The following is a 19274-nucleotide window of genomic DNA, read 5'->3' on the forward strand; positions in this document are numbered from 1 at the left end:
TCGACTGCGCGGAGAACAAAGATGGCAAGTTTGTTCACCACCCAGACTCCGGCCAACACCAATGCCACGGACGGGACTGGGGCGGATTATGAACTGGGGATGCGCTTCACCGCCGACACGTCCGGCGTGATCCAGGCAATCCGGTACTACAAGGCCTCGAACGAGACCGGCACCCATGTCGGCCACATCTGGTCGGCAACGGGCCAGGAGCTGGCTACCGTCACGTTCACCAATGAAGGCGCATCGGGCTGGCAGCAGCAGGCGCTCGCCACGCCGCTCACCATCGCCGCTGGCACGACCTACGTGGTCTCGGTCAATATCAACAGCTACTACGTCTCCACCACCCAGGGCTTCGCGTCCGGTATCAGCAATGGCGGCCTGAACGCGCCGGTCGGCGCCGGCGTCTTCGACTACGCCGAGGGCGTCTTCCCGACCGCGACCTATCAGAATGCAAACTACTTCCGCGACGTCGTGTTCGCTGCGAGCGCGACCAACCCTAACAACCACCCGGGCACGGTGAGCGTCAGCGGGACGCCGACGCAGAACCAGACCTTGACCGCGACGGTGAGCGATGCCGATGGCGTGCCAGCCAACATCACCTATCAATGGCAGCGAAGCACGAACGGCAACTCGTGGACCAACATCACGGGCGCGACGGCGAGCACGCTGACGCTCGGGCAGTCCCTGGTCGGCAGCTTCATACGTGTCAACGCCGTCTACACGGACTCCCTGGGCAGCAGCGAGACCCCGGTGAGCGCCGCGACCGCCACGAAAGTGGCCAATGTCAACGACGTCGGCATGGTCACGATCAGCGGCACGGCGACCCAGAACCAGACGCTGACGGCCAGCGTCGTGGATCCCGACGGCGTCCCGGCGAGCATCACCTATCGCTGGCAGAGCAGCCCCGACGGCACCACCTGGACGAATCTGTCCGCCACCACCGCGAGCCTCACCCTCGACAGCAGCCTCGTCGGCAAGCGGATCCGCGTAGACGCCACCTACACCGACCAGCTCGGCACCGCCGAGAACGTAACCAGCCCGGCCACGGCGACGGTCGGCGCCGCGAGCGCCACCACCACCCTGTTCACCACCCAGACGCCGGTCAACACCAATGCCACCGACGGAGCGGCGGCGGACTATGAGTTGGGGATGCGCTTCACCGCCGACACGTCCGGCGTGATCCAGGCAATCCGGTACTACAAGGCCTCGAACGAGACCGGCACCCATGTCGGCCACATCTGGTCGGCAACGGGCCAGGAGCTGGCTACCGTCACGTTCACCAATGAAGGCGCATCGGGCTGGCAGCAGCAGGCGCTCGCCACGCCGCTCACCATCGCCGCTGGCACGACCTACGTGGTCTCGGTCAATATCAACAGCTACTACGTCTCCACCACCCAGGGCTTCGCGTTCGGCATGAGCAATGAGATCCTGAACGCGCCGGTCGGCGCCGGCGTCTTCGACTACACCGAGGGCGTTTTCCCGACCAACGTCTATCAGAATACAAACTACTTCCGCGACGTCGTGTTCGCTGCGAGCGCGACCAACCCTAACAACCACCCGGGCACGGTGAGCATCAGCGGGACGCCGACGCAGAACCAGACCTTGACCGCGACGGTGAGCGATGCCGATGGCGTGCCGGCCAACATCACCTATCAATGGCAGCAAAGCACGAACGGCAACTCGTGGACCAACATCACGGGCGCGACGGCGAGCGCGCTGACGCTCGGGCAGTCCCTGGTCGGCAGCTTCATACGTGTCAACGCCGTCTACACGGACTCCCTGGGCAGCAGCGAGACCCCGGTGAGCGCCGCGACCGCCACGAAAGTGGCCAATGTCAACGACGTCGGCATGGTCACGATCAGCGGCACGGCAACCCAGAACCAGACGCTGACGGCCAGCGTCGTGGATCCCGACGGCGTCCCGGCGAGCATCACCTATCGCTGGCAGAGCAGCCCCGACGGCACCACCTGGACGAATCTGTCCGCCACCACCGCGAGCCTCACCCTCGACAGCAGCCTCGTCGGCAAGCGGATCCGCGTAGACGCCACCTACACCGACCAGCTCGGCACCGCCGAGAACGTAACCAGCCCGGCCACGGCGACGGTCGGCGCCGCGAGCGCCACCACCACCCTGTTCACCACCCAGACGCCGGTCAACACCAATGCCACCGACGGAGCGGCGGCGGACTATGAGTTGGGGATGCGCTTCACCGCCGACACGTCCGGCGTGATCCAGGCAATCCGGTACTACAAGGCCTCGAACGAGACCGGCACCCATGTCGGCCACATCTGGTCGGCAACGGGCCAGGAGCTGGCGACCGTCACGTTCACCAATGAAGGCGCATCGGGCTGGCAGCAGGCGGCCCTTGCCACGCCGCTCACCATCGCGGCCGGCACGACCTACGTGGTCTCGGTCAATATCAACAGCTACTACGTCTCCACCACCCAGGGCTTCGCGTTCGGCATGAGCAATGAGATCCTGAACGCGCCGGTCGGCGCCGGCGTCTTCGACTACACCGAGGGCGTTTTCCCGACCAACGTCTATCAGAATGCAAACTACTTCCGCGACGTCGTGTTCGCCCCGTCCAACATCATCGCGCTCCTCAACACGTCCACGATCTATGTCAGTGAAGGAGCCGGCACGGCTACCGTCACCGTCACACGCTCCGGCGACCTCTCGTCGCAAAACACCGTCGAGTACACGACGAACGAAATCGGCACCGCCGGAAGCGCGACGGCAGGATCGGACTTCATCCAGCCTACCTTCAACGGTCGGGCGAACACCGGCCAGATCGTCTTCGAACCCGGCGAGAGCACGAAGAGCTTCACCATCCCGATCGTCGACGATCAACTGACCGAAGGCAACGAAACGTTCGCCATCGGCCTTCAGAATCCCGGCTCCGGATCACTCGGAGCCGCACGCACTGTGCTCGTCACGATCGTCGACAACGATTCACCCGGCACAGTCGCAATGGCGGACGTTCTCCTGAGTGTTGCAGAGAGTAGTCCGACCGCGACCATTACGTTGCTGCGCAGCGGGCCTGTCAATCAAGCAGCCACGGTCGGCTTCACGACGAGCAGCGGCAGCGCACTCGCGGGATCCGACTACACGACCACATCCGGCACGGTGACCTTTGCCGCTGGACAGGTGAGCCAGACCATCTCGGTACCGATCGTCAATGACACGAGTCCGGAGAATGACGAGACCTTCACCGTCACCTTGAGCAACCCGACGGGCGCCACTCTCGGCTCCCAGGCGACGACGACGGTGAAGATCCTGGATAATGACAACCCCGCGCTCGGCAACCTGGTGGGCGAGACCGCCGTGACGGGTCTGAACCAGCCTGCGGCGATGGACTGGACTCCCGACGGCCGCTACATGCTGGTCGCGCAGAAGGACGGCGTGGTGCGGGTGGTGGACAACGGCACATTGCGATCGACTCCGCTCATCGACCTTTCGAGCGAGGTCAATGATTCCGGCGATCGCGGGCTGCTGGGGATCGCCGTGAACCCGAATTTTGCAAGCGACCACTATGTCTACCTGCTCTACACTTACGATCCGCCCGAGACGGCTACTCAGAGCGGGCTCGCAGCGCCCGATGGAGCTGGCAATCGACCAAGCCGTCTTGTGAGAGTCACCGTCGACCCCACCACGATGATTGCCGATCCATCCAGCGAAGTGGTGCTGGTCGGCAAGAACAGCATCTGGGCCTATACCAGCCGTCCCGACGCGAACAGCGGCGGTGATCTCAGCATTGTTCCTTCCGGGATCGTCAACGGCAGCACAATCACGGCTCCCGCGAGCCAGATCGAGACGGGAGCGCAGGACAACGATCCCGACAGGGCCGGCATCCAGAACCAGAACATCCGTGACTATCTTGCAACCGACAGCGATTCGCATTCGATCGGTGCCGTTCATTTCGGTCCCGACGGCTATCTCTACCTCACGGTCGGGGATGGCACGTCGTACAACTTCGTCGATCCCCGCGCAGTGCGGGTTCAGGACATCCACAATCTCTCGGGCAAGCTCTTGCGGATCGATCCCATTACGGGTGAGGGAGCGCCCGGCAATCCGTATTATCAGGCCGGCGACCCAAACAGCAATCAGTCGAAAGTGTTCTACTACGGCGTTCGCAACGCGTACCGCTTCAGCTTCGATCCCGTCACGAATCTGCCTGTGCTCGGAGACGTGGGCTGGAACAACTGGGACGAGATCAATACGGGCCCCGCCGGCTCGAATTTCGGATGGCCTTACTTTGAAGGTCCGGACAAAACCGCCAGCTACCAGAACCTCTCCCAGGCGATCACCTTCTACGATAATGGCAACCGCAACAATTTGTCGGACCCGCCTGCCGTGTTCCCGATCCTGCCCCTTAGCCACGGGGCACCCGACAATGCCCATGTGATCACCGCGGGGGATTTCTATAACCAGAACACGATGTTCTTCGACGACGTCTACAACGGAACGATCTTCGCCGCGACCTTGGATGCGAACCGGCAGATCGCAAGCGTTCAGTTGGTGGACAACGTGCAAGGCATTGTGGACCTGCAGAAAGGGCCCGACGGCTGGCTCTACGGAGCCGACATATATGATGGCACGATCCGGCGTTGGGTGGACTCTACCGCCGCCGGCAACACGCTGGGCCTCGCGGTATCCTGACGGCGGGCGCGTCAGCTCTCGCCTGTCGCCGGCTTCTGCCGCCCGCCGCAGGAATCATGCTCCTGAGCGGCCGGTCGTCGCCCACATTCGACTATCGCGCGGGGCCTGCATCCGGACCCAACCGTACGGTGCCCGCGACCAAGGCTTGATCTCTGGCGTTAGATTATCGAGGACCAGATCGCCAGTCCTGGCGCGCACCACGAGCACAAGGTGATGGTCTCCAGAACCCGTCACCACTTCGCTCAATAGCAAAACCCGCGCCGGCCAGCCACGTTTCAGCAGTTCATGACGCTTGCTCACTGCGTAGTCGTTGCAATCGCCGCGAGCCGGGTTAACGAGCCACTCCTCACCTGCTAGCCCGAGTTCGTTAAGTTGCGGAGCAATGGCCCGGTTCACTGCGCGATTGACTGCTTTCAGCTCTGCCCACCGTTCCTACGTCAGGCGGACCGGCCCGCCGCGGAAAAAGCGTCGCGGACGACATTCGGTCTCATAGCGCAGACAGAACACCGTGTAAGTGAGTGGCGGAAGCGTCGGGCGTCCCAGCTCGATGTGCGCGAGGTCCGCTTGGGGGCCCGCTGGCAAGGTCGACAACGCCAGCGCCCACTGAACGCCCCCGATCACGATCGCTATGGTTGCCGCGATGACCGGGCCCGAGGTTCGGCGCATCTGCCGATCCCCTCCGAACGCCAAACCATGTCGGGTCCAGCCGGCGCGGGCGGGCTTGACCGCAGAATCCAAGTTTAATATTCTATATATATCGCAATTTAAATGGCAATAGCAATATTTGCTAAATACAACCTACCTTTGCGAGAGACACGGTGACGGCGGTGGCCCCGCAAGGACGAGCGGTAATCAGACGAAGGGACGATGAGAGACGCCTCGATAGGCGCCGCTTGCCCTTGGTGGAAAGCGTTGTTGCTCGGCGCGACGCAGGTCGTGCGTCGCCATCGCGGGCAATAAATCGCCACCGACATATTTTATCTTTGATTTAAATATTTACCGGAGTGAACTTCCTCGAGCAGGACCTAGTTCACATGCCAGTCGAGCTACTCGTCATTCTGGGAGCCGAAGCTTCGATACTCGGATTCGTGGCCGCAATGAGCCTGCACGCCAGACGGATGGACGTACTGAGCGGACGATCGTTCGAGCATCCCACCGTCTCTGCGAGGGGCAACAAGCATCTCGCGCGGTTGAGCCATTCAATGACGCGCGATTTACTACGGTTGATCGGGAGGTGCGCGATCTCATTACGTTCGCTCCACCCGATGTCTTGCGGCGCGCCTATAGCCAGAATGCCGCGGCCCCTTCAAACCAGACCGCAGACTCCGGTCCGGTTTGAGGTGGGCGATCGTTGGACCGGCACGACCGCTCCCGGTGCTTGCGACCGCCCGGCCGTGCCTTCAGGAGCTGGTCGCACCACCGACGATCAGAGCAAGGGCGCCAGTCCCGAAGACATGCAGTCGAGCGCTGCTGCCATTTTGCACCAACTCAGCGCTCCTTGAACGCACGCCCGGCCTGATCCTGCAGCGGCTTGAGCAAGTATGAAAGCGCGGTCCGACCAGCCGTCTTGATGAAGACCTCGACCGGCATTCCGGGCAGCAGCTTGGCCGAGCCGAGCTTCGCCAACTCCTCCGGCTTCAGCAGGATGCGGCCCGTGTAATAACTCGTGCCTGCGCGCTGATCCTGCGTGATATCTGCCGAGACCATGCTGACCTCTCCGTCGATCTCCGGAGTGGTCTTCTGGTTGAACGCTGCGAAGCGCATTGTCGCGGTCTGCCCCACATAGACTTGGTCGATGTCGCGCGGTGCGATCTTGACCTCGATGGCAAGCGAGTCCGCGTCAGGTACGATCAGCATGATTTGCTCACCGGGCGAGATGACCCCGCCGATCGTGTGGACGCTAAGCTCGTGGACGCGGCCGGACTGTGGCGCCCTGATATCGATCCGATGCAATTGATCGACCGCCGCAGTCTTGCGCTCGCCCAGTTCGGAGAGCTTTGAGCGCGTTTCGATCAGGTCCTTGCCGACTTCCGTCCGCAGGTCCTGGTCGATCTGAATGATCTGGAGGCCGATTTCGGAGATCTTGCCTTTGGATTGCGCAATCATGCCGGCCAACTGGCTGCGCTCGCCTTCGATGCGCGCGGAGTCGCGTTCGAGGGAATTGAGCCGCGTGATCGGCACCAGATTCTTTTGCCAGAGGCTGCGCACGCCTTCCAGCTCCTGGCGGATGAATTCGACCTCCTTCTGCTTGGCCTCGGTCTGCCCGGTATAGCCCTTGATCTCGTTCTCCAGCTGTGCGCCTTTCTCCTGCAACTGCGCTTTCTGGCCGCTCCTTGCCTGACGGCGAAGGTCGAACAGCTTCCTCTCCGCAGTGACTACGCGGCTAGCCTCGGAGTTGCTCTCCTTGGCTCGGTCGAGCAGCACCTTGGGAAACACGAGCTGCTCGGCACCATCGCGCTCGGCCTCAAGACGAGCCTGGCGCGCGAGCAGCTCATCGATGCTGTTCGTGACGATCGTCGCATTGGCGAGCGTCTGAGTCTCGTCGAGGCGGATCAAAACGTCGCCCGCATTGACCCGATCGCCCTGGCGCACGCGCAACTCACCCACGATCCCGCCGGTGGCGTGCTGAACCTTCTTGACGCTCGAATCCACCACGACCACGCCCTGGGCGATCACCGCGCCCGACAGCTGGCTCGTTGTCGCCCAACCGCCGACCCCAAATGTCACCAGGCCGAACATGATCATACCGACGATCATGTAACGCTGGATGGACTGCATCGCCGGCGCCACCTGTCCGTTCATCGGTTGCCTCCTTGAGCTTCCGCTACCACCTTGAGCGGCACGGGGTTTCGCAACACCTTCTTCAGGACCTCCTCTCTCTTGCCGAAGGACTGAACCCTGCCTTCCCCGAGGCACAAGACGTGATCGACGCCTTCAAGCGCCTTCGGGCGATGCGCGACCACGACGACGATGCCGCCGCGGCGGCGCACGTTCAGGATCGCCTCGGTCAGCGCCTCCTCTCCCTCGGCGTCGAGATTGGAGGATGGCTCATCGAGCACGACCAGGAACGGTTTGCCGTAGAAGGCGCGTGCGAGCGCGATCCGCTGCCGCTGCCCCGCCGACAGCGCCAATCCTCCCTCGCCGATCTTCGTGCCGTAGCCGTCCGGAAACGAGAGGATGAGATCGTGCGCGCCCGCGGCATGCGCGGCCTCCAGAACAGCGGCGGCCGTCGCCTGCGGATCGAACCGCGCAATGTTCATCGCAACGCTGCCGTCAAACAATTCCACGTCCTGCGGCAGGTACCCGATGTGCTTGCCGAGGGCGTCGGAAGACCAGTGATCGAGTGCGGCGTTGTCCAGCCGTATGCGGCCTCGAATGCTCGGCCATACGCCCACCAGCGCACGTGCCAGCGTCGATTTGCCGGATCCGCTCGGCCCAATGATTCCAACTGCCTGCCCGCTCCGCAATTGGAACGACACTTCATTGACCGTGGGCCGCTCCGAGTTCGGCGCGCCAACATAGAGATGCTCGACGGTGAGAGTATCAACAGGAGGCGGCAATGCCAGCCGCTCCTCCTCGCCGGGGAGAAGCTTTAGCAAAGCATCGAGCCGTCGTCCGGATTGCCGCGCAGCGACGAACCCTTTCCAATTCGCAATGGCCATTTCGACGGGCGCCAACGCCCGCGCGGTGAGGATCGATCCGGCAATGATGATGCCGGCGGTCGATTCCTGGTTGATGACGAGGACAGCGCCGACCGCAAGAACCAGCGATTGCAGGATCGCTCGAAAGATCTTGGAGGCGCCCCCCAGCCCGTTAACGACGTCGCTGGCCCGCTCATGTGCCGCGAGGTACTTGGCGTTGACATCCTGCCAGCGCAACGCCGCTTGCTGCCGCATGCCCATGGCCTGCAGAACCTCGGCATTTCGCCTCCCCTCGAGCGCGAGTGCCGTTCGCGAGACCGCCAGACGCGAGGACGCCTTTGCCGGCCCACGCGTGCGCGTTTCGGTGAGCATAGTAGTGCCCATCAGCACCAGCGCGCCGGCCAGCGCAGTGACGCCAATCCAGAAGTGGAAAAAGAAGCAGACACCGAGATAGATCGGCATCCAGGGCAGATCGAACAGCGCGGTCGGCCCTCCGCTCGACAGGAAACCGCGGACCTGATCAAGATCCCGCACCGGCTGCAGGCCGTCGCCATCGGCCCTGGTCTTCAAAGGCAGACGAACAAGCGCGTCGAATATGCGAATTCCGAGCCTCTCATCGAAATAGCGACCGACCCGCGCGCTGATCCTGCTTCTGACGAAGTCGAGCCCACCCTGAAACAGGTAGAGCACCGTGGCCAGAACCATCAAGGCGATCAGCGTCGGTATGCTGCGCCCGGGCAGCACCCGATCATAGACTTGCAGCATGAAAAACGAACCAGTGAGCATGAGGAGATTGCTCATCCCGCTAAAGGCCGCGAGTGCCCAGAATATCCGGCGGCAAGACCGCAGGAATGCCGACATCTCCGACTGCGGCTCCTCATAGTTCTCCGCCGGTCCGAAGCGAGCGACGAATATCCGCTGCCGCAAGGCCTCAACGCCGCGCCTTGCCCAGTCGACTAGCCGCCACGTCGGCCGTTCGGCATCATCTGCCAACTGGCGCCCGGACGACCATAGTCCTGACAAATGCAAAAGTGGATTTCGATAGAGATTCGCGGGCGGGGGGAATACCCCCCGCCGCCCAACGTCAGTCATGACACCTGCCCTTTAGTGATGCCTTTGTCGGGCGATCCCCAAGTGATCCCCCGAGGCAGTTATTGAGTACCAAATCGTAATGGCCGACCTTCTCCTACGCGAAGTGGAAGTCGTGGCTGTTCAGCTTGTCGAGCTGCGTGTTCTTCAGCGTGAGCGTATCGCTCCCGGTCGCGACCACGACGTCGGCGCCCGACTGAGTCGCGTGGGAGAGAACGCTCGCAAAACTGTCGAACACACTCTTGCTGAACTCGATCGTGTCGTGCGCAGGACCGCGGGCAACGAACCCCTTGATGACGTCGTTGCCGAAGTTTGCGCCAAACACGAAAGTGTCGGCCTGGCTGCTGCCAACGAAGGTGTCATTGCCTGAGGTGCTCTTCAGGGTCGTGTTGCCTGGGGAGGCTACCAACGTACTGCCGGCAGCAGCAACGGTGCTGTTGGTTGCAGTGGACGACGTAGCTACGCTGGACGTACCGATCTGCCCGTCACCGTTCAGATCCTGATGGAAGCCGGTCTCGAGTGACTTGAGGCCGGAGTTCGTACCCGACACGGAGCCGCCCGACGCGGAGCCGGTCAGGGAGCTGACATGGGAGACGTAGTTGCCGTTGTTGTCGACGTTCCAGGCCGTGTACTGACCCGTGCTCGCCTCCTTCCAAGCAACCTGATAGCCCGTCGCCGTCTTCTCCGCACCAATGGGAGTCCAGGTGCCATCTGACCCGCTCACGAAATCGGCACCGCCATCCTTCAAGGAGGGGCCCGTTCCGCTGCTGCCGTTGAGGTAGAATTTGCCGCCGCTCTCAACGAGACTTGTCACACCAGCAGACTCGACTACTTTGCCAGTGGTCGGCGCTGGCGACGTCGGTGCGGTGGCAGTGGAAGTACCGATCTGACCGTCACCGTTCAGATCCTGATGGAAGGTGGTCTCCAGCGATTTCAGGCCAGAGTCCGTACCCGACACGGAGCCGCCCCACGTTGACCCGGTCAGGGTGTCGACATGGGAAACGTAGTTGCCGTTGGTGTCGGTGTTCCACGCCGTGTACTGACCGGTGCTGGCCTCCTTCCAGACAACCTCATAGCCAGTCGCGGTCTTCTCCGCACCAATCGGTGCCCAGGTGCCATCCGACCCCTTCACAAACGCCACACCGTTGTCCTTCAGCGTAGGGCCCGAGCCGGTGCTGCCGTTGAGGTAAAATTTGCCGCTGCTCTCAACGAGAGTTGTCGAGCCAGCCGACTCGACTACCGTACCGGCAGTCGGCGCGGTCGGTGACGTCGGCGAGGTCGGTGTGGCCGGGGCCGAGCTGCTGATGCTGGCCGTGACCACCGTGGACGCCACGCTGGTATTGCCTGCCACGTCCGTTGCCTTCGCGGTGAGGCTGTGCGCACCGGCTGCAAGGGTGGTGGAGGTATAGGCCCACGCACCGCTGCCGTCCGCCGTCGCAGTCCCGATCTGGGTCGTGCCGTCGAACACCTTCACGATGCTGCTCGCTTCGGCCTTGCCCGACAACACCGCCTGATTGGCGCTGTTAACGGTATTGCTGGCGATGGTCGGCGCAGTCGGCGCCGTGGTGTCGACGGTGACTGCCAACGCAGACGATGCCGCACTGGTCTGCCCCGACGAATTGGTCGCCGTTGCGGTGAGTGTATGCTTGGCGTCAGTAAGGACCTTTGTGATGTAGTCCCAATTGCCGCTCGAATCCGCAGTCGTCGAACCGAGCTGGGTCGTACCGTCGTAGATCTTGACCGTGGTGCCCGCCGCAGCGGAACCCTTGAGCTCGATGGTGTTGTCGTTGGTGATCTTGTCACCGGCGGTGCCGCTATCGGTCGAGAACGACGCGATGACAGGAGCGGATGGTGCAGTCGGGGCAGATGGGGCTGAGCCCGAGCCGCTGTTCGCCGACGTGTTGAGCGTCGCGATCAGGGTCTCGCTGTCATTGACGTTGCCGGTGTAAACGGGAGTGTTGCCGGTGAATGCGGTCGGGCCCCAATAGCCTCCGCCCATATGATTGTTTGTGATCGACACTCCCGTGACCGATCCGCCGTTGAACTGGGCCGAGCTGTAGATGTTGTAGCCACCACCGTACAGCAGGTTGTTGTCGACAGTGACGTTCGAGACGGGCCCGAAGTAGTTGTCGATCATGATCGCCGCCGTTTGGGTATGGTCATTGATGACCGTGTTATGGCGGATGGTGATATCGTAGTTCTTCCCGTCGATCGAGATTCCGTCATAGTGCGGCGATCCCGACGCAATCATATCGTGGATGTAGTTGTCCTGGATGAGGGTATTCCCTCCATCCACCCCGATCCCGTTCTCGACATTGTAGATGTTGTTAGCGATGAACGTCCCTTGACCCATGATTCCATAGTCGCCGTCGTTGCCCGTGCCGACGCCATTGATCTCATTGTGCTGGATCACCGCTCCGGTCACGCCCGTCGCAACCCTCACGGCGTAGAACGCGTCGGTCGTAACCTTGCAGTTCTCCAACGTGACGTTCGGAGCGTTGATGAAGACCGATCCGTGGATGTCGAGGCCGCTGATCACGGCGCCCGCCGTGTCGATTACGAGATCCCCGTAGTGTGGAGTGAGGGTCACGCCCGCCGACACCCCAGTGTTCGTAGCATCAGGCCACGCAGTCGTCGTTGCCAAGATATATTCTCCTTTGCAGTTAAATCGAACGTGCAGTGCACGTGGGCGCGATTATCCCCAAGACGCGCCACGGCCGGTGTCATGCTCCATCGGCGGGGGCTTTTTTGGGACAAGATGGCGGCGCCACTTGGGTCATTTTCTGGATACCCGCTCGAACAATTCAACCGGATTAAAAAAAACCGAAGCATCACCGCTATATAAGCTGCAATAGATTGCGGGTGTTCGCGCGTTGCCACAAGAGCACACCTCGAACTTATTCACTTTTATCTTCTGGCGTTGACAACAAGCATGCGTCCCGCCGCCGTTGGCCTTATATTTCTCGATTTAATTTTCGTTATATAAGTGCTCGACCTCATCTAAAGCTCGCTGTCAGAACGCCGCCTGACCGCGAATGGCTGGGTCGAACCGTTAGATCTTCCGGACCTCGTTCGGATTCGTCAGCAGAGCTCGGGCAGGAGCTGCGCATCCACTGCCAACACGCACGTGAGATATGGCAATCGAACTCGCTTGAGGAGCTGTCAGGAGCGCGGCCAATCCGGTTGCGTGGCCGTAGCGTCTCTTAAAGCGCGCGCTGAGTCCTCGTGCCTCTGCAATCGACGGCCGCTGAGGCCAGGCTCGCAGCGCTGTCCCGGCAAGCTACGTTTGAAGATACAGCCATTACCGCCTGGTAAAGACGGCCGGGCTTCTAGCGCCGCCCTGGATGATATCCGCATGCGAGGGTCTGGTCTGGACGGCGGAATGGCGATGGGCCACAATATTCTCGTGTATCGAGGTGGAGCTTTGTTAGGCCGCAGACCGTCCCCGTTTCTTCTTCATCAGATCGGAAGTGATGATCCATGCACTATTTCCGCAAGTCTGTTTACACAATACTCGATCTGATTCTGGCGCCCGTCGTTCTTCTTTTTGCTCCGCTTGCGGTCGTCCTGAGCCGCCTCCGTGATCGAGCTCCTTTGTCGAGGTCCGTCTGCGACAGATTTCAGTTCGCCATCGTGCGGCATCACTACTATGAGCCCATCGTTTACGCGAATGACCTGAAGCGCGATCTGGATCGTCCGAGAGAAGTTGCCGGACTGGACTTGAACGAAGCGGCACAGCTTGAGCTGGTCGAGCAATTTACCTACCGCGATGAATTGCTCAAGATTCCCACCCTTCAGAAGGGACCCAGCGAATTTGGGTACCACAACGGCTCGTTCGAGCCTGGGGACGCCGAGTTTCTCTATAACATGATCCGTCATTTCCGACCCAAGCGGATCGTCGAGGTCGGAAGTGGCAATTCGACGCTCATGGCCCGCCTCGCTATCGAGGCGAACAGGACGGACAATCCGGGCTACGAATGTAAGCAGATCTGTATTGAACCGTTTGAGCAGCCGTGGCTCGAATCAGCGCGCGTGACGGTCCTGAGAAAAAAGGTCGAGTGTTGCCCCGACAGCCTGTTTGAGACGCTGGACGAGAACGACATTCTCTTCATCGACTCCTCTCACATCATTCGCCCGCAGGGCGACGTCCTGCACGAGTACCTGCACGTACTCGGCCTCCTCCGTCCCAGTGTGATCGTGCATGTCCACGACGTCTTCACGCCACACGATTACCCTGCTCAATGGCTGCTTCGCGACCGCTGGCTGTGGAATGAGCAGTATCTCCTTGAGGCCTTTCTGAGCTTCAATGCACATTTCGAGATCATTGGCGCAGTCAACTGGCTTGCCCGCTACCACAGCAACAGGTTGAACAACGCATGTCCGGTCTTGATGCGCGAACCCTGGCGACAGCCAGGTTCATTCTGGTTCCGGCGCGTGCAGAAATAGGGGACCTGGTCTTCCTATGATTTACCGTGGACCAATGGTGCGGCCCGTCGCGTTATCCACGTTTTCTCGCCAGAGCGGGACGTTCTTCACAATCGAACTATACCCCCACCTCCCTCTCCCCATCCGGTTCTTCGTGAAGGAAACCCCTTCGACCGTCCCGCCATTGAACTGCGCGGAGCTGTAGACCGTGTATCCACCGCCCATCAGCAGGTTGTCGTCGACCTGGATATTCGAGATCGGTCCGAAGTAATTATCGATCATGACCGCCGATGTCTGCGTGTGCGTGTTGATGACGGTGTTGTGCCTGATAACGATGTTGGCGTTGCCGCCGTCGATCGAGATGCCGTCGTAGTGCGGGGAGCCGGACGCAACGAGATCGTGAATGTAATTGTCCTGGATGAGCGTATCAGACCCGGACACACCAATCCCGTTTTCGACATTGTAGATGTTGTTTGCGATGAACGTACCCTGGCCCACTATGCCGTAGGAGCCATCGTTGCCGGAGCCAACGCCGTTGATCTCACAGTTCTGGATCACTGCGCCGGTGACACCGGGCTCGATTCGCACGATGTAAAATGAGCCGGAAGTCACCTTGGAGTCGATCAACGTTACGTTCGGCGCTTTGATATGGACGCGCCCTTCAATATCGAGGCCCGAAATGGTTGCGCCCGCCTGATCTGCCACAACGTCGCCGGAACGCGTTAGCTTCACATTCGGACGCACTCCCGTGTTCGTTGCGTTGGGCCACTCGGAGGTGGGAATCGGGTCACGCTCGCCCGCGCGCGCAACAATACCATCTCCTCCGGAACTCGCCACGACAAGCAACAAAACCGCCTGGATGAAGATCGTTCGCCGCATCTGGAGGTGCCCCCGATTTGCGTTCGCTATTGGGCCATCCGCTCCTTTGGCCGGCCCATCTCGCCTCTTAATCCAGCGACAAGCCCTTCGATCGCTGCACGACTGTTGTTTGGAGCTCCCTGCAGCAAGAACCTGAGTGCATACAGGAGAGAGACCGCGACTCTAAGAGGCACCGACCACGGAAAATGTCGCCGTACAAAGCGAACGCAATTGCGGTGCTGGAGATAAACGGAGAGCACTGGTATGGCCGATGAACCTCTGGCCGATCCCGTCGTCGTACCTCGCTTGTGAACGACGATCGAATCGGCCGCGTAACCCAACCCCAAATGTCTCGCGCGAAGTCCCCAATCCATATCCTCGTAGAAAAGAAAATAACTTTCATCCATGAGGCCGATCCGTTCGATGCACCAGCGGGTCACATACATCGATGCTCCCGAAGGGCTGTCCATCGCGTCTTCGACGGCTGCGATGTTGCAGGACACATTGAGAACGTCTCCGAGGCCGATGGCGACGTCTCTCGCCGCCAGCTTCTGCCAAGACAGGCCACCGCGGAATCTCACGTGATCCGCGTCCAAGCTGTCCAGAATAGTGCTGCCCACCATTGCCTTCCGGCCGGACTCCGCCCGTTCGTGGAGCGCGGCCAGCGCAGATTCGGTCGGCTGAGTGTCTGGATTCAAGATCCAGATCGCCCGCCACGTGGGTATCGCGGAAAGTGGACGCAACCACGCGTTAATCCCGCCTGCATAGCCAAGATTGTCGGAAGCGCACGCAACCCAGACATTTGATGACCTTGCTCGCAGAACCAGGCGCTCAACGTCGGTAAATCGGCTGATATTGTCATTTATCCCGGTTTCGGGAGGCTGGCCACGCATGCAAGGGCCTCCCTCGCTGATCAGATCGGCAACCAAGTGACGGTAGGCATCTTGACCGCCATTTTCGCAGATGAAGATATCGAAAGAAGGAGACGTCGTCGCTCGCGATAATGCTCGCAGACAATCAACGATGTCCTCAGAGTTGCGATAGCCCACGATGAGCACCGCGACCTCCGAAACGAGGCTTTCCGCCAGCCCATACAAGGCATCCGTTTCGTTGGCCTTCAGCCCCGTCGCCATTGGAACCCGCTCCGCAATTTAATACATATAATTTGATATATTTAAACGCGGATTATTGCAATCTGATTTATTCTGTTTAATCTGAAGCGGGTTGCATGCCGCGTAAATGGCGCAAGGTCCCGTCGCGATGAATTTGAAGCCTTTTGCCCGTTTCGCATATGCGAACATCCCCGGCGTTGCCGTCGCCCGATTTGCATTCAAGGACGCGGCGGCTTCATACCTTCCGAAACCCGAGTACGGGGGTGCCGCGTGGACCGCCAGAGCCGACGGCTTGATTATCGACATTGGGGCGAACCGCGGACAAAGCATTCGGGCCTTCAAGAAGTTCAGGCCGCAATCGAGTATCGTCGCCTTCGAACCAGAACCCCTCTCGGCCGACCGACTCAAGCTACGGTTCGCCGGAGACCGATCCGTTTCAGTATTGCCTTACGCGCTCGGGGCTAAGCCGGGCACCATTATAATCTTCGTTCCCTCATACGGGCGGTGGGCTTGCGATGGTATGGCGGCGACCTCCCGCGAGGCGGCGACCGAATGGCTGAGTGATTCCGGCCGCATGTACCGCTTCGATCAATCCAAGTTGACTGTGAGCGAGCACGGAATCGAATGTCGCACGCTCGATTCCTTTGCCATGGCTCCCTCCTTGATCAAGGTGCACGCTCAGGGTGCCGAACTGGACATCCTTCAAGGATCGGAGCGCACGCTGAGGCAATACCAGCCTGCACTCATGTGCGCGTTTGCATCGGACGAGATTTCGAGATTCGTTTCCAACATCGGCTATCGGCCTTACGTCTTTCACAACGGACGTTTTGCGACGGGGCTGGCGCCACGTTCGATCACCTTCACCTGGTATCTGACTGAGGACCATAGCCGGCGCGTTCAGATCGAAGCCGGATCGCCGGCTAAGGCGGTCCTCTCATGAGTGTCACGGTAGCAGGCGGCGAGTTCGGCCTGACCAGAACGGTCTCGCCGAGAGTCCCCGAGCGATGCAGTACGCTGCCAGCATGGCTGGTGCTGACCGGACTCATTCTGCCGGCGGCGCAAGTCCAACTGTATCTCGCCGATGCGAAACTGACGATTGGGCGGATCGGTATCTTGCTTCTCATAGTTCCTGCGGTGACAAGACTGGTCAGGGCCGGTCGTCACACGCTCGCCTCCGACTATCTTGCATTCGCCGTCGCGGCCTGGATGTTCGTGGCCGCTTCCTACACGAGCGGGTCGAGTGCGATCTCATCGACCGGCGCCGAAAGCCTCGAGTTTCTGGGCGGCTATCTTGTAGCACGCGGATTTTTCTTCGGCCCAGCGGCGATCCATACCTTTATCCAAACATTCAAGATCGTGACTGCCTATATCGTCCTGCTGGCCCTTTTCGATAACCTTGCGGGCCGGCTCATTGTTCAAGAGATGTTCTCTGCCGCTTTCGGCAGCCATGCGCCGCTCTCGCCCGACTTCAGGCTGTATTGGGTAAGAGCCGCCTCGACTTTTGACCACCCAATTCTGCTGGGCACCTACTGCACCGTTGCCTGCGGCATCTTCCTGTTCTCAGAGCAACGCCCGTTGTCGAAGATGCTCTGGGCAGGTCTTTGTTTCTTCGGTTGCCTCTTGTCCTTGTCCTCCGCGCCCCTCCTGTCGTGCCTCATAGTCCTGATGCTCTACCTCTATCATACGGCACTGAAGGAATATTCGGGACGATGGCGTGCGCTCCAGATGTGTCTCGTTACGATCGTTGTCGTGATCATGGCCGTCGCCAATCACCCGATCGGCTGGATCATCTCCCACCTGACCTTCGATCCAGTGTCAGGATACTTTCGAATGTTGATCTGGGACGCAGCCATCCAAAAGATCATGGAGTCTCCTCTCACCGGATACGCGTTCGGTCGCCTCAATCACGACATTCTCGATACCACGGTTGACTCTGTGTGGCTGGTGTTTGCGCTCCGGTTCGGACTTCCGATGATAATCCTACTTGCCTTGACAAACATCGCGAGCATCCTGCCCGTAAAAGGTCGCTTCAATGGGGTGGTGGAGGATCCCAGCGCGCCAGAGCTGCGCATCGCGTTCACCATCGCGGTCGTGATGCTCATGTTCACGGGGCTAACGGTCCACTACTGGAATTACCTCTGGATATTCTGGGGAGTCAGCATCGGCATCCGGGCGTCGCTGCGCGAGTTCTCGATGTACCGGGCCTGAGCCCTGAAAAATAGTTCATACACGAAGATTTTCCGGCCGCCGCGCCGGAAGCAGTCGCGCTTGGGGGTCGAAAACACCAGTGTAGTGCAGTCTGGAAGCTCGGAGCCGATCACGGCGTCCTTAGCCGCTCGATCGCCGGCCGCAGCAACTGCCATCCACGCGATCCCAACTGACGTTTGCAGGCGAGAAACCACCAACGACGCGATCGCGTAACTTCCGGGTCCAGCTTTGACGCGAGCGCCGAAAGCCGTTCCGACAAGCCAACGTCTCCCTCATTGAAGGCACGGCTCGCACAACTGATCGCGTCAAGCGCCAAATGGCGCGTCAGCCAGCACCTGAGCTCATCGGGGTCTGGAAGCACGGCAGCACAACGATCGAGGAAATGCTCAAACGCCAGTTTGCGTTGATGGAAATCTTGCTCGGCGGAGTATCCGCCAGACATATTGGTCGAATGTCGGCGATACACGGCCTGGATGGCATCGATATAACCGACGGGACCGTGCGCTGCGAACCGCAGCCACATCTCCATATCACCACTGTGCGTCAAATCCGGTAGGTATCCCCCTATTTTCTTCTGCAGGCTCGTACGCACGACCACGCTCGGCGACAGCACTATATTTCTGGCGCCGCCAATTCTGATGAAATCTCGGCCGGACAGTATCTTTGTTCCAGGCCCAAGTTCCGCCGGCGGTGCCACCGCCTCCTTCCGCCCCTCGTGGAGCGCGACCGCTCCGCCAAACGTGAGCCCGAGCGACGGATTGTCATCCATCAGCCTCACGGACCTCTCGATCGCCCCGGGCATCAAGTAATCGTCCGCGGAAAGCAAAATCATGTAGTCGGCAGCCGCCCAGTCGATCCCCTCATTGAAGGTAGCAATATGGCCGTGATTGGTAGCATGCCTGCGAAACTCGACCCGAGGATCTGAACTAGCCAGTTCTTGCGCAACCTGGGCTGTATTATCGGTGGACGCATCATCAATAATCAGCAAGCGCAACTCAGATCCACACTGCTTCAATATACTTTCGGCGCACTCTTTGAGGAAATGCCCGTACTGATAGCAGGGAATGATCGCGTCGACGGAACTCATGAAGGCCTCCCGAAAAGGGCCTCTGTGATTCCAGAGTCCTGGATGACAATGTTGACCGCCCTCGATCTAGATCGGGCGCTTATGAGGTCTCGAGGCGACATATTGATCGTGCACTCCCAGAGTGGGCGCCAAATAAAATGCACGTCCATTTAATTGGCTTTTATTTTCAAGGCAATATATATTATCTATTAATTT

At 60.3% G+C, this 19274-nt stretch carries 11 protein-coding genes; 4 read left to right on the forward strand and 7 right to left on the reverse strand.

Annotation, left to right across the window (positions count from 1 at the left end; all coding sequences use genetic code 11):
- Nucleotides 1–21: 21 nt before the first annotated feature.
- The gene (locus RX330_RS23680) at nucleotides 22–4659 is read left to right on the forward strand and encodes a DUF4082 domain-containing protein (RefSeq protein WP_317240007.1); all 4638 of its coding nucleotides are present in this window, start codon (nucleotides 22–24) and stop codon (nucleotides 4657–4659) included.
- Between the two features lie 54 nt (nucleotides 4660–4713).
- On the opposite strand, the gene RX330_RS23685 is transcribed toward RX330_RS23680, so the two are convergent.
- The 4 genes from RX330_RS23685 to RX330_RS23700 form a co-directional block, all read right to left on the reverse strand.
- The gene (locus RX330_RS23685; RefSeq protein WP_317240008.1) at nucleotides 4714–5055 is read right to left on the reverse strand and encodes a transglutaminase-like cysteine peptidase; all 342 of its coding nucleotides are present in this window, start codon (nucleotides 5053–5055) and stop codon (nucleotides 4714–4716) included.
- 1092 nt (nucleotides 5056–6147) lie between these two features.
- Complete coding sequence (locus RX330_RS23690) at nucleotides 6148–7461, reverse strand: HlyD family type I secretion periplasmic adaptor subunit (protein WP_317240009.1); 1314 nt, start codon at nucleotides 7459–7461, stop codon at nucleotides 6148–6150.
- A complete protein-coding gene (locus RX330_RS23695) occupies nucleotides 7458–9161 on the reverse strand; it encodes a type I secretion system permease/ATPase (RefSeq protein WP_317240010.1) in 1704 nt (567 codons plus the stop codon). Before RX330_RS23695 ends, RX330_RS23690 begins: the two co-directional genes overlap by 4 nt.
- 325 nt (nucleotides 9162–9486) lie before the next feature.
- Nucleotides 9487–12033, reverse strand: coding sequence for an Ig-like domain-containing protein (locus RX330_RS23700; protein ID WP_317240011.1), 2547 nt, complete (start codon nucleotides 12031–12033; stop codon nucleotides 9487–9489).
- Between the two features lie 836 nt (nucleotides 12034–12869).
- On the opposite strand from RX330_RS23700, the gene RX330_RS23705 reads away from it, so the two are divergent.
- Nucleotides 12870–13835, forward strand: a complete 966-nt coding sequence (locus tag RX330_RS23705) for a class I SAM-dependent methyltransferase (RefSeq protein ID WP_317240012.1) — start codon at nucleotides 12870–12872, stop codon at nucleotides 13833–13835.
- Between the two features lie 21 nt (nucleotides 13836–13856).
- Here RX330_RS23705 and RX330_RS23710 read toward each other — a convergent pair whose 3' ends face one another.
- Together RX330_RS23710 and RX330_RS23715 are read right to left on the reverse strand one after the other, a co-directional pair.
- Entirely contained in the window at nucleotides 13857–14693 is an 837-nt protein-coding gene (locus RX330_RS23710; protein ID WP_317240013.1) for a right-handed parallel beta-helix repeat-containing protein, read from the reverse strand.
- Between the two features lie 26 nt (nucleotides 14694–14719).
- Nucleotides 14720–15805, reverse strand: coding sequence for a glycosyltransferase family 2 protein (locus RX330_RS23715; RefSeq protein ID WP_317240014.1), 1086 nt, complete (start codon nucleotides 15803–15805; stop codon nucleotides 14720–14722).
- Nucleotides 15806–15911: 106 nt separating this feature from the next.
- On the opposite strand from RX330_RS23715, the gene RX330_RS23720 reads away from it, so the two are divergent.
- Nucleotides 15912–16724, forward strand: a complete 813-nt coding sequence (locus RX330_RS23720; RefSeq protein WP_317240015.1) for an FkbM family methyltransferase — start codon at nucleotides 15912–15914, stop codon at nucleotides 16722–16724.
- Complete coding sequence (locus tag RX330_RS23725) at nucleotides 16721–17992, forward strand: hypothetical protein (protein ID WP_317240016.1); 1272 nt, start codon at nucleotides 16721–16723, stop codon at nucleotides 17990–17992. The genes RX330_RS23720 and RX330_RS23725 overlap by 4 nt, the downstream gene beginning before the upstream one ends.
- Nucleotides 17993–18101: 109 nt before the next feature.
- Here the strand turns inward: RX330_RS23725 and RX330_RS23730 are convergent, their stop codons facing one another.
- Entirely contained in the window at nucleotides 18102–19079 is a 978-nt protein-coding gene (locus RX330_RS23730; protein ID WP_317240017.1) for a glycosyltransferase family 2 protein, read from the reverse strand.
- Nucleotides 19080–19274 lie beyond the last annotated feature (195 nt).

Source organism: Bradyrhizobium sp. NDS-1 (assembly GCF_032918005.1).
Classification (GTDB): domain Bacteria; phylum Pseudomonadota; class Alphaproteobacteria; order Rhizobiales; family Xanthobacteraceae; genus Bradyrhizobium; species Bradyrhizobium tunisiense.

Coding starts and splice junctions, on each gene's coding strand:
- RX330_RS23690 (WP_317240009.1), bottom strand. CDS start 7,461: ATGAACGGACAGGTGGCGCCGGCGATGCAGTCCATCCAGCGTTACATG.
- RX330_RS23680 (WP_317240007.1), top strand. CDS start 22: ATGGCAAGTTTGTTCACCACCCAGACTCCGGCCAACACCAATGCCACG.
- RX330_RS23710 (WP_317240013.1), bottom strand. CDS start 14,693: ATGCGGCGAACGATCTTCATCCAGGCGGTTTTGTTGCTTGTCGTGGCG.
- RX330_RS23705 (WP_317240012.1), top strand. CDS start 12,870: ATGCACTATTTCCGCAAGTCTGTTTACACAATACTCGATCTGATTCTG.
- RX330_RS23730 (WP_317240017.1), bottom strand. CDS start 19,079: ATGAGTTCCGTCGACGCGATCATTCCCTGCTATCAGTACGGGCATTTC.
- RX330_RS23715 (WP_317240014.1), bottom strand. CDS start 15,805: ATGGCGACGGGGCTGAAGGCCAACGAAACGGATGCCTTGTATGGGCTG.
- RX330_RS23695 (WP_317240010.1), bottom strand. CDS start 9,161: ATGTCGGCATTCCTGCGGTCTTGCCGCCGGATATTCTGGGCACTCGCG.
- RX330_RS23720 (WP_317240015.1), top strand. CDS start 15,912: ATGGCGCAAGGTCCCGTCGCGATGAATTTGAAGCCTTTTGCCCGTTTC.
- RX330_RS23725 (WP_317240016.1), top strand. CDS start 16,721: ATGAGTGTCACGGTAGCAGGCGGCGAGTTCGGCCTGACCAGAACGGTC.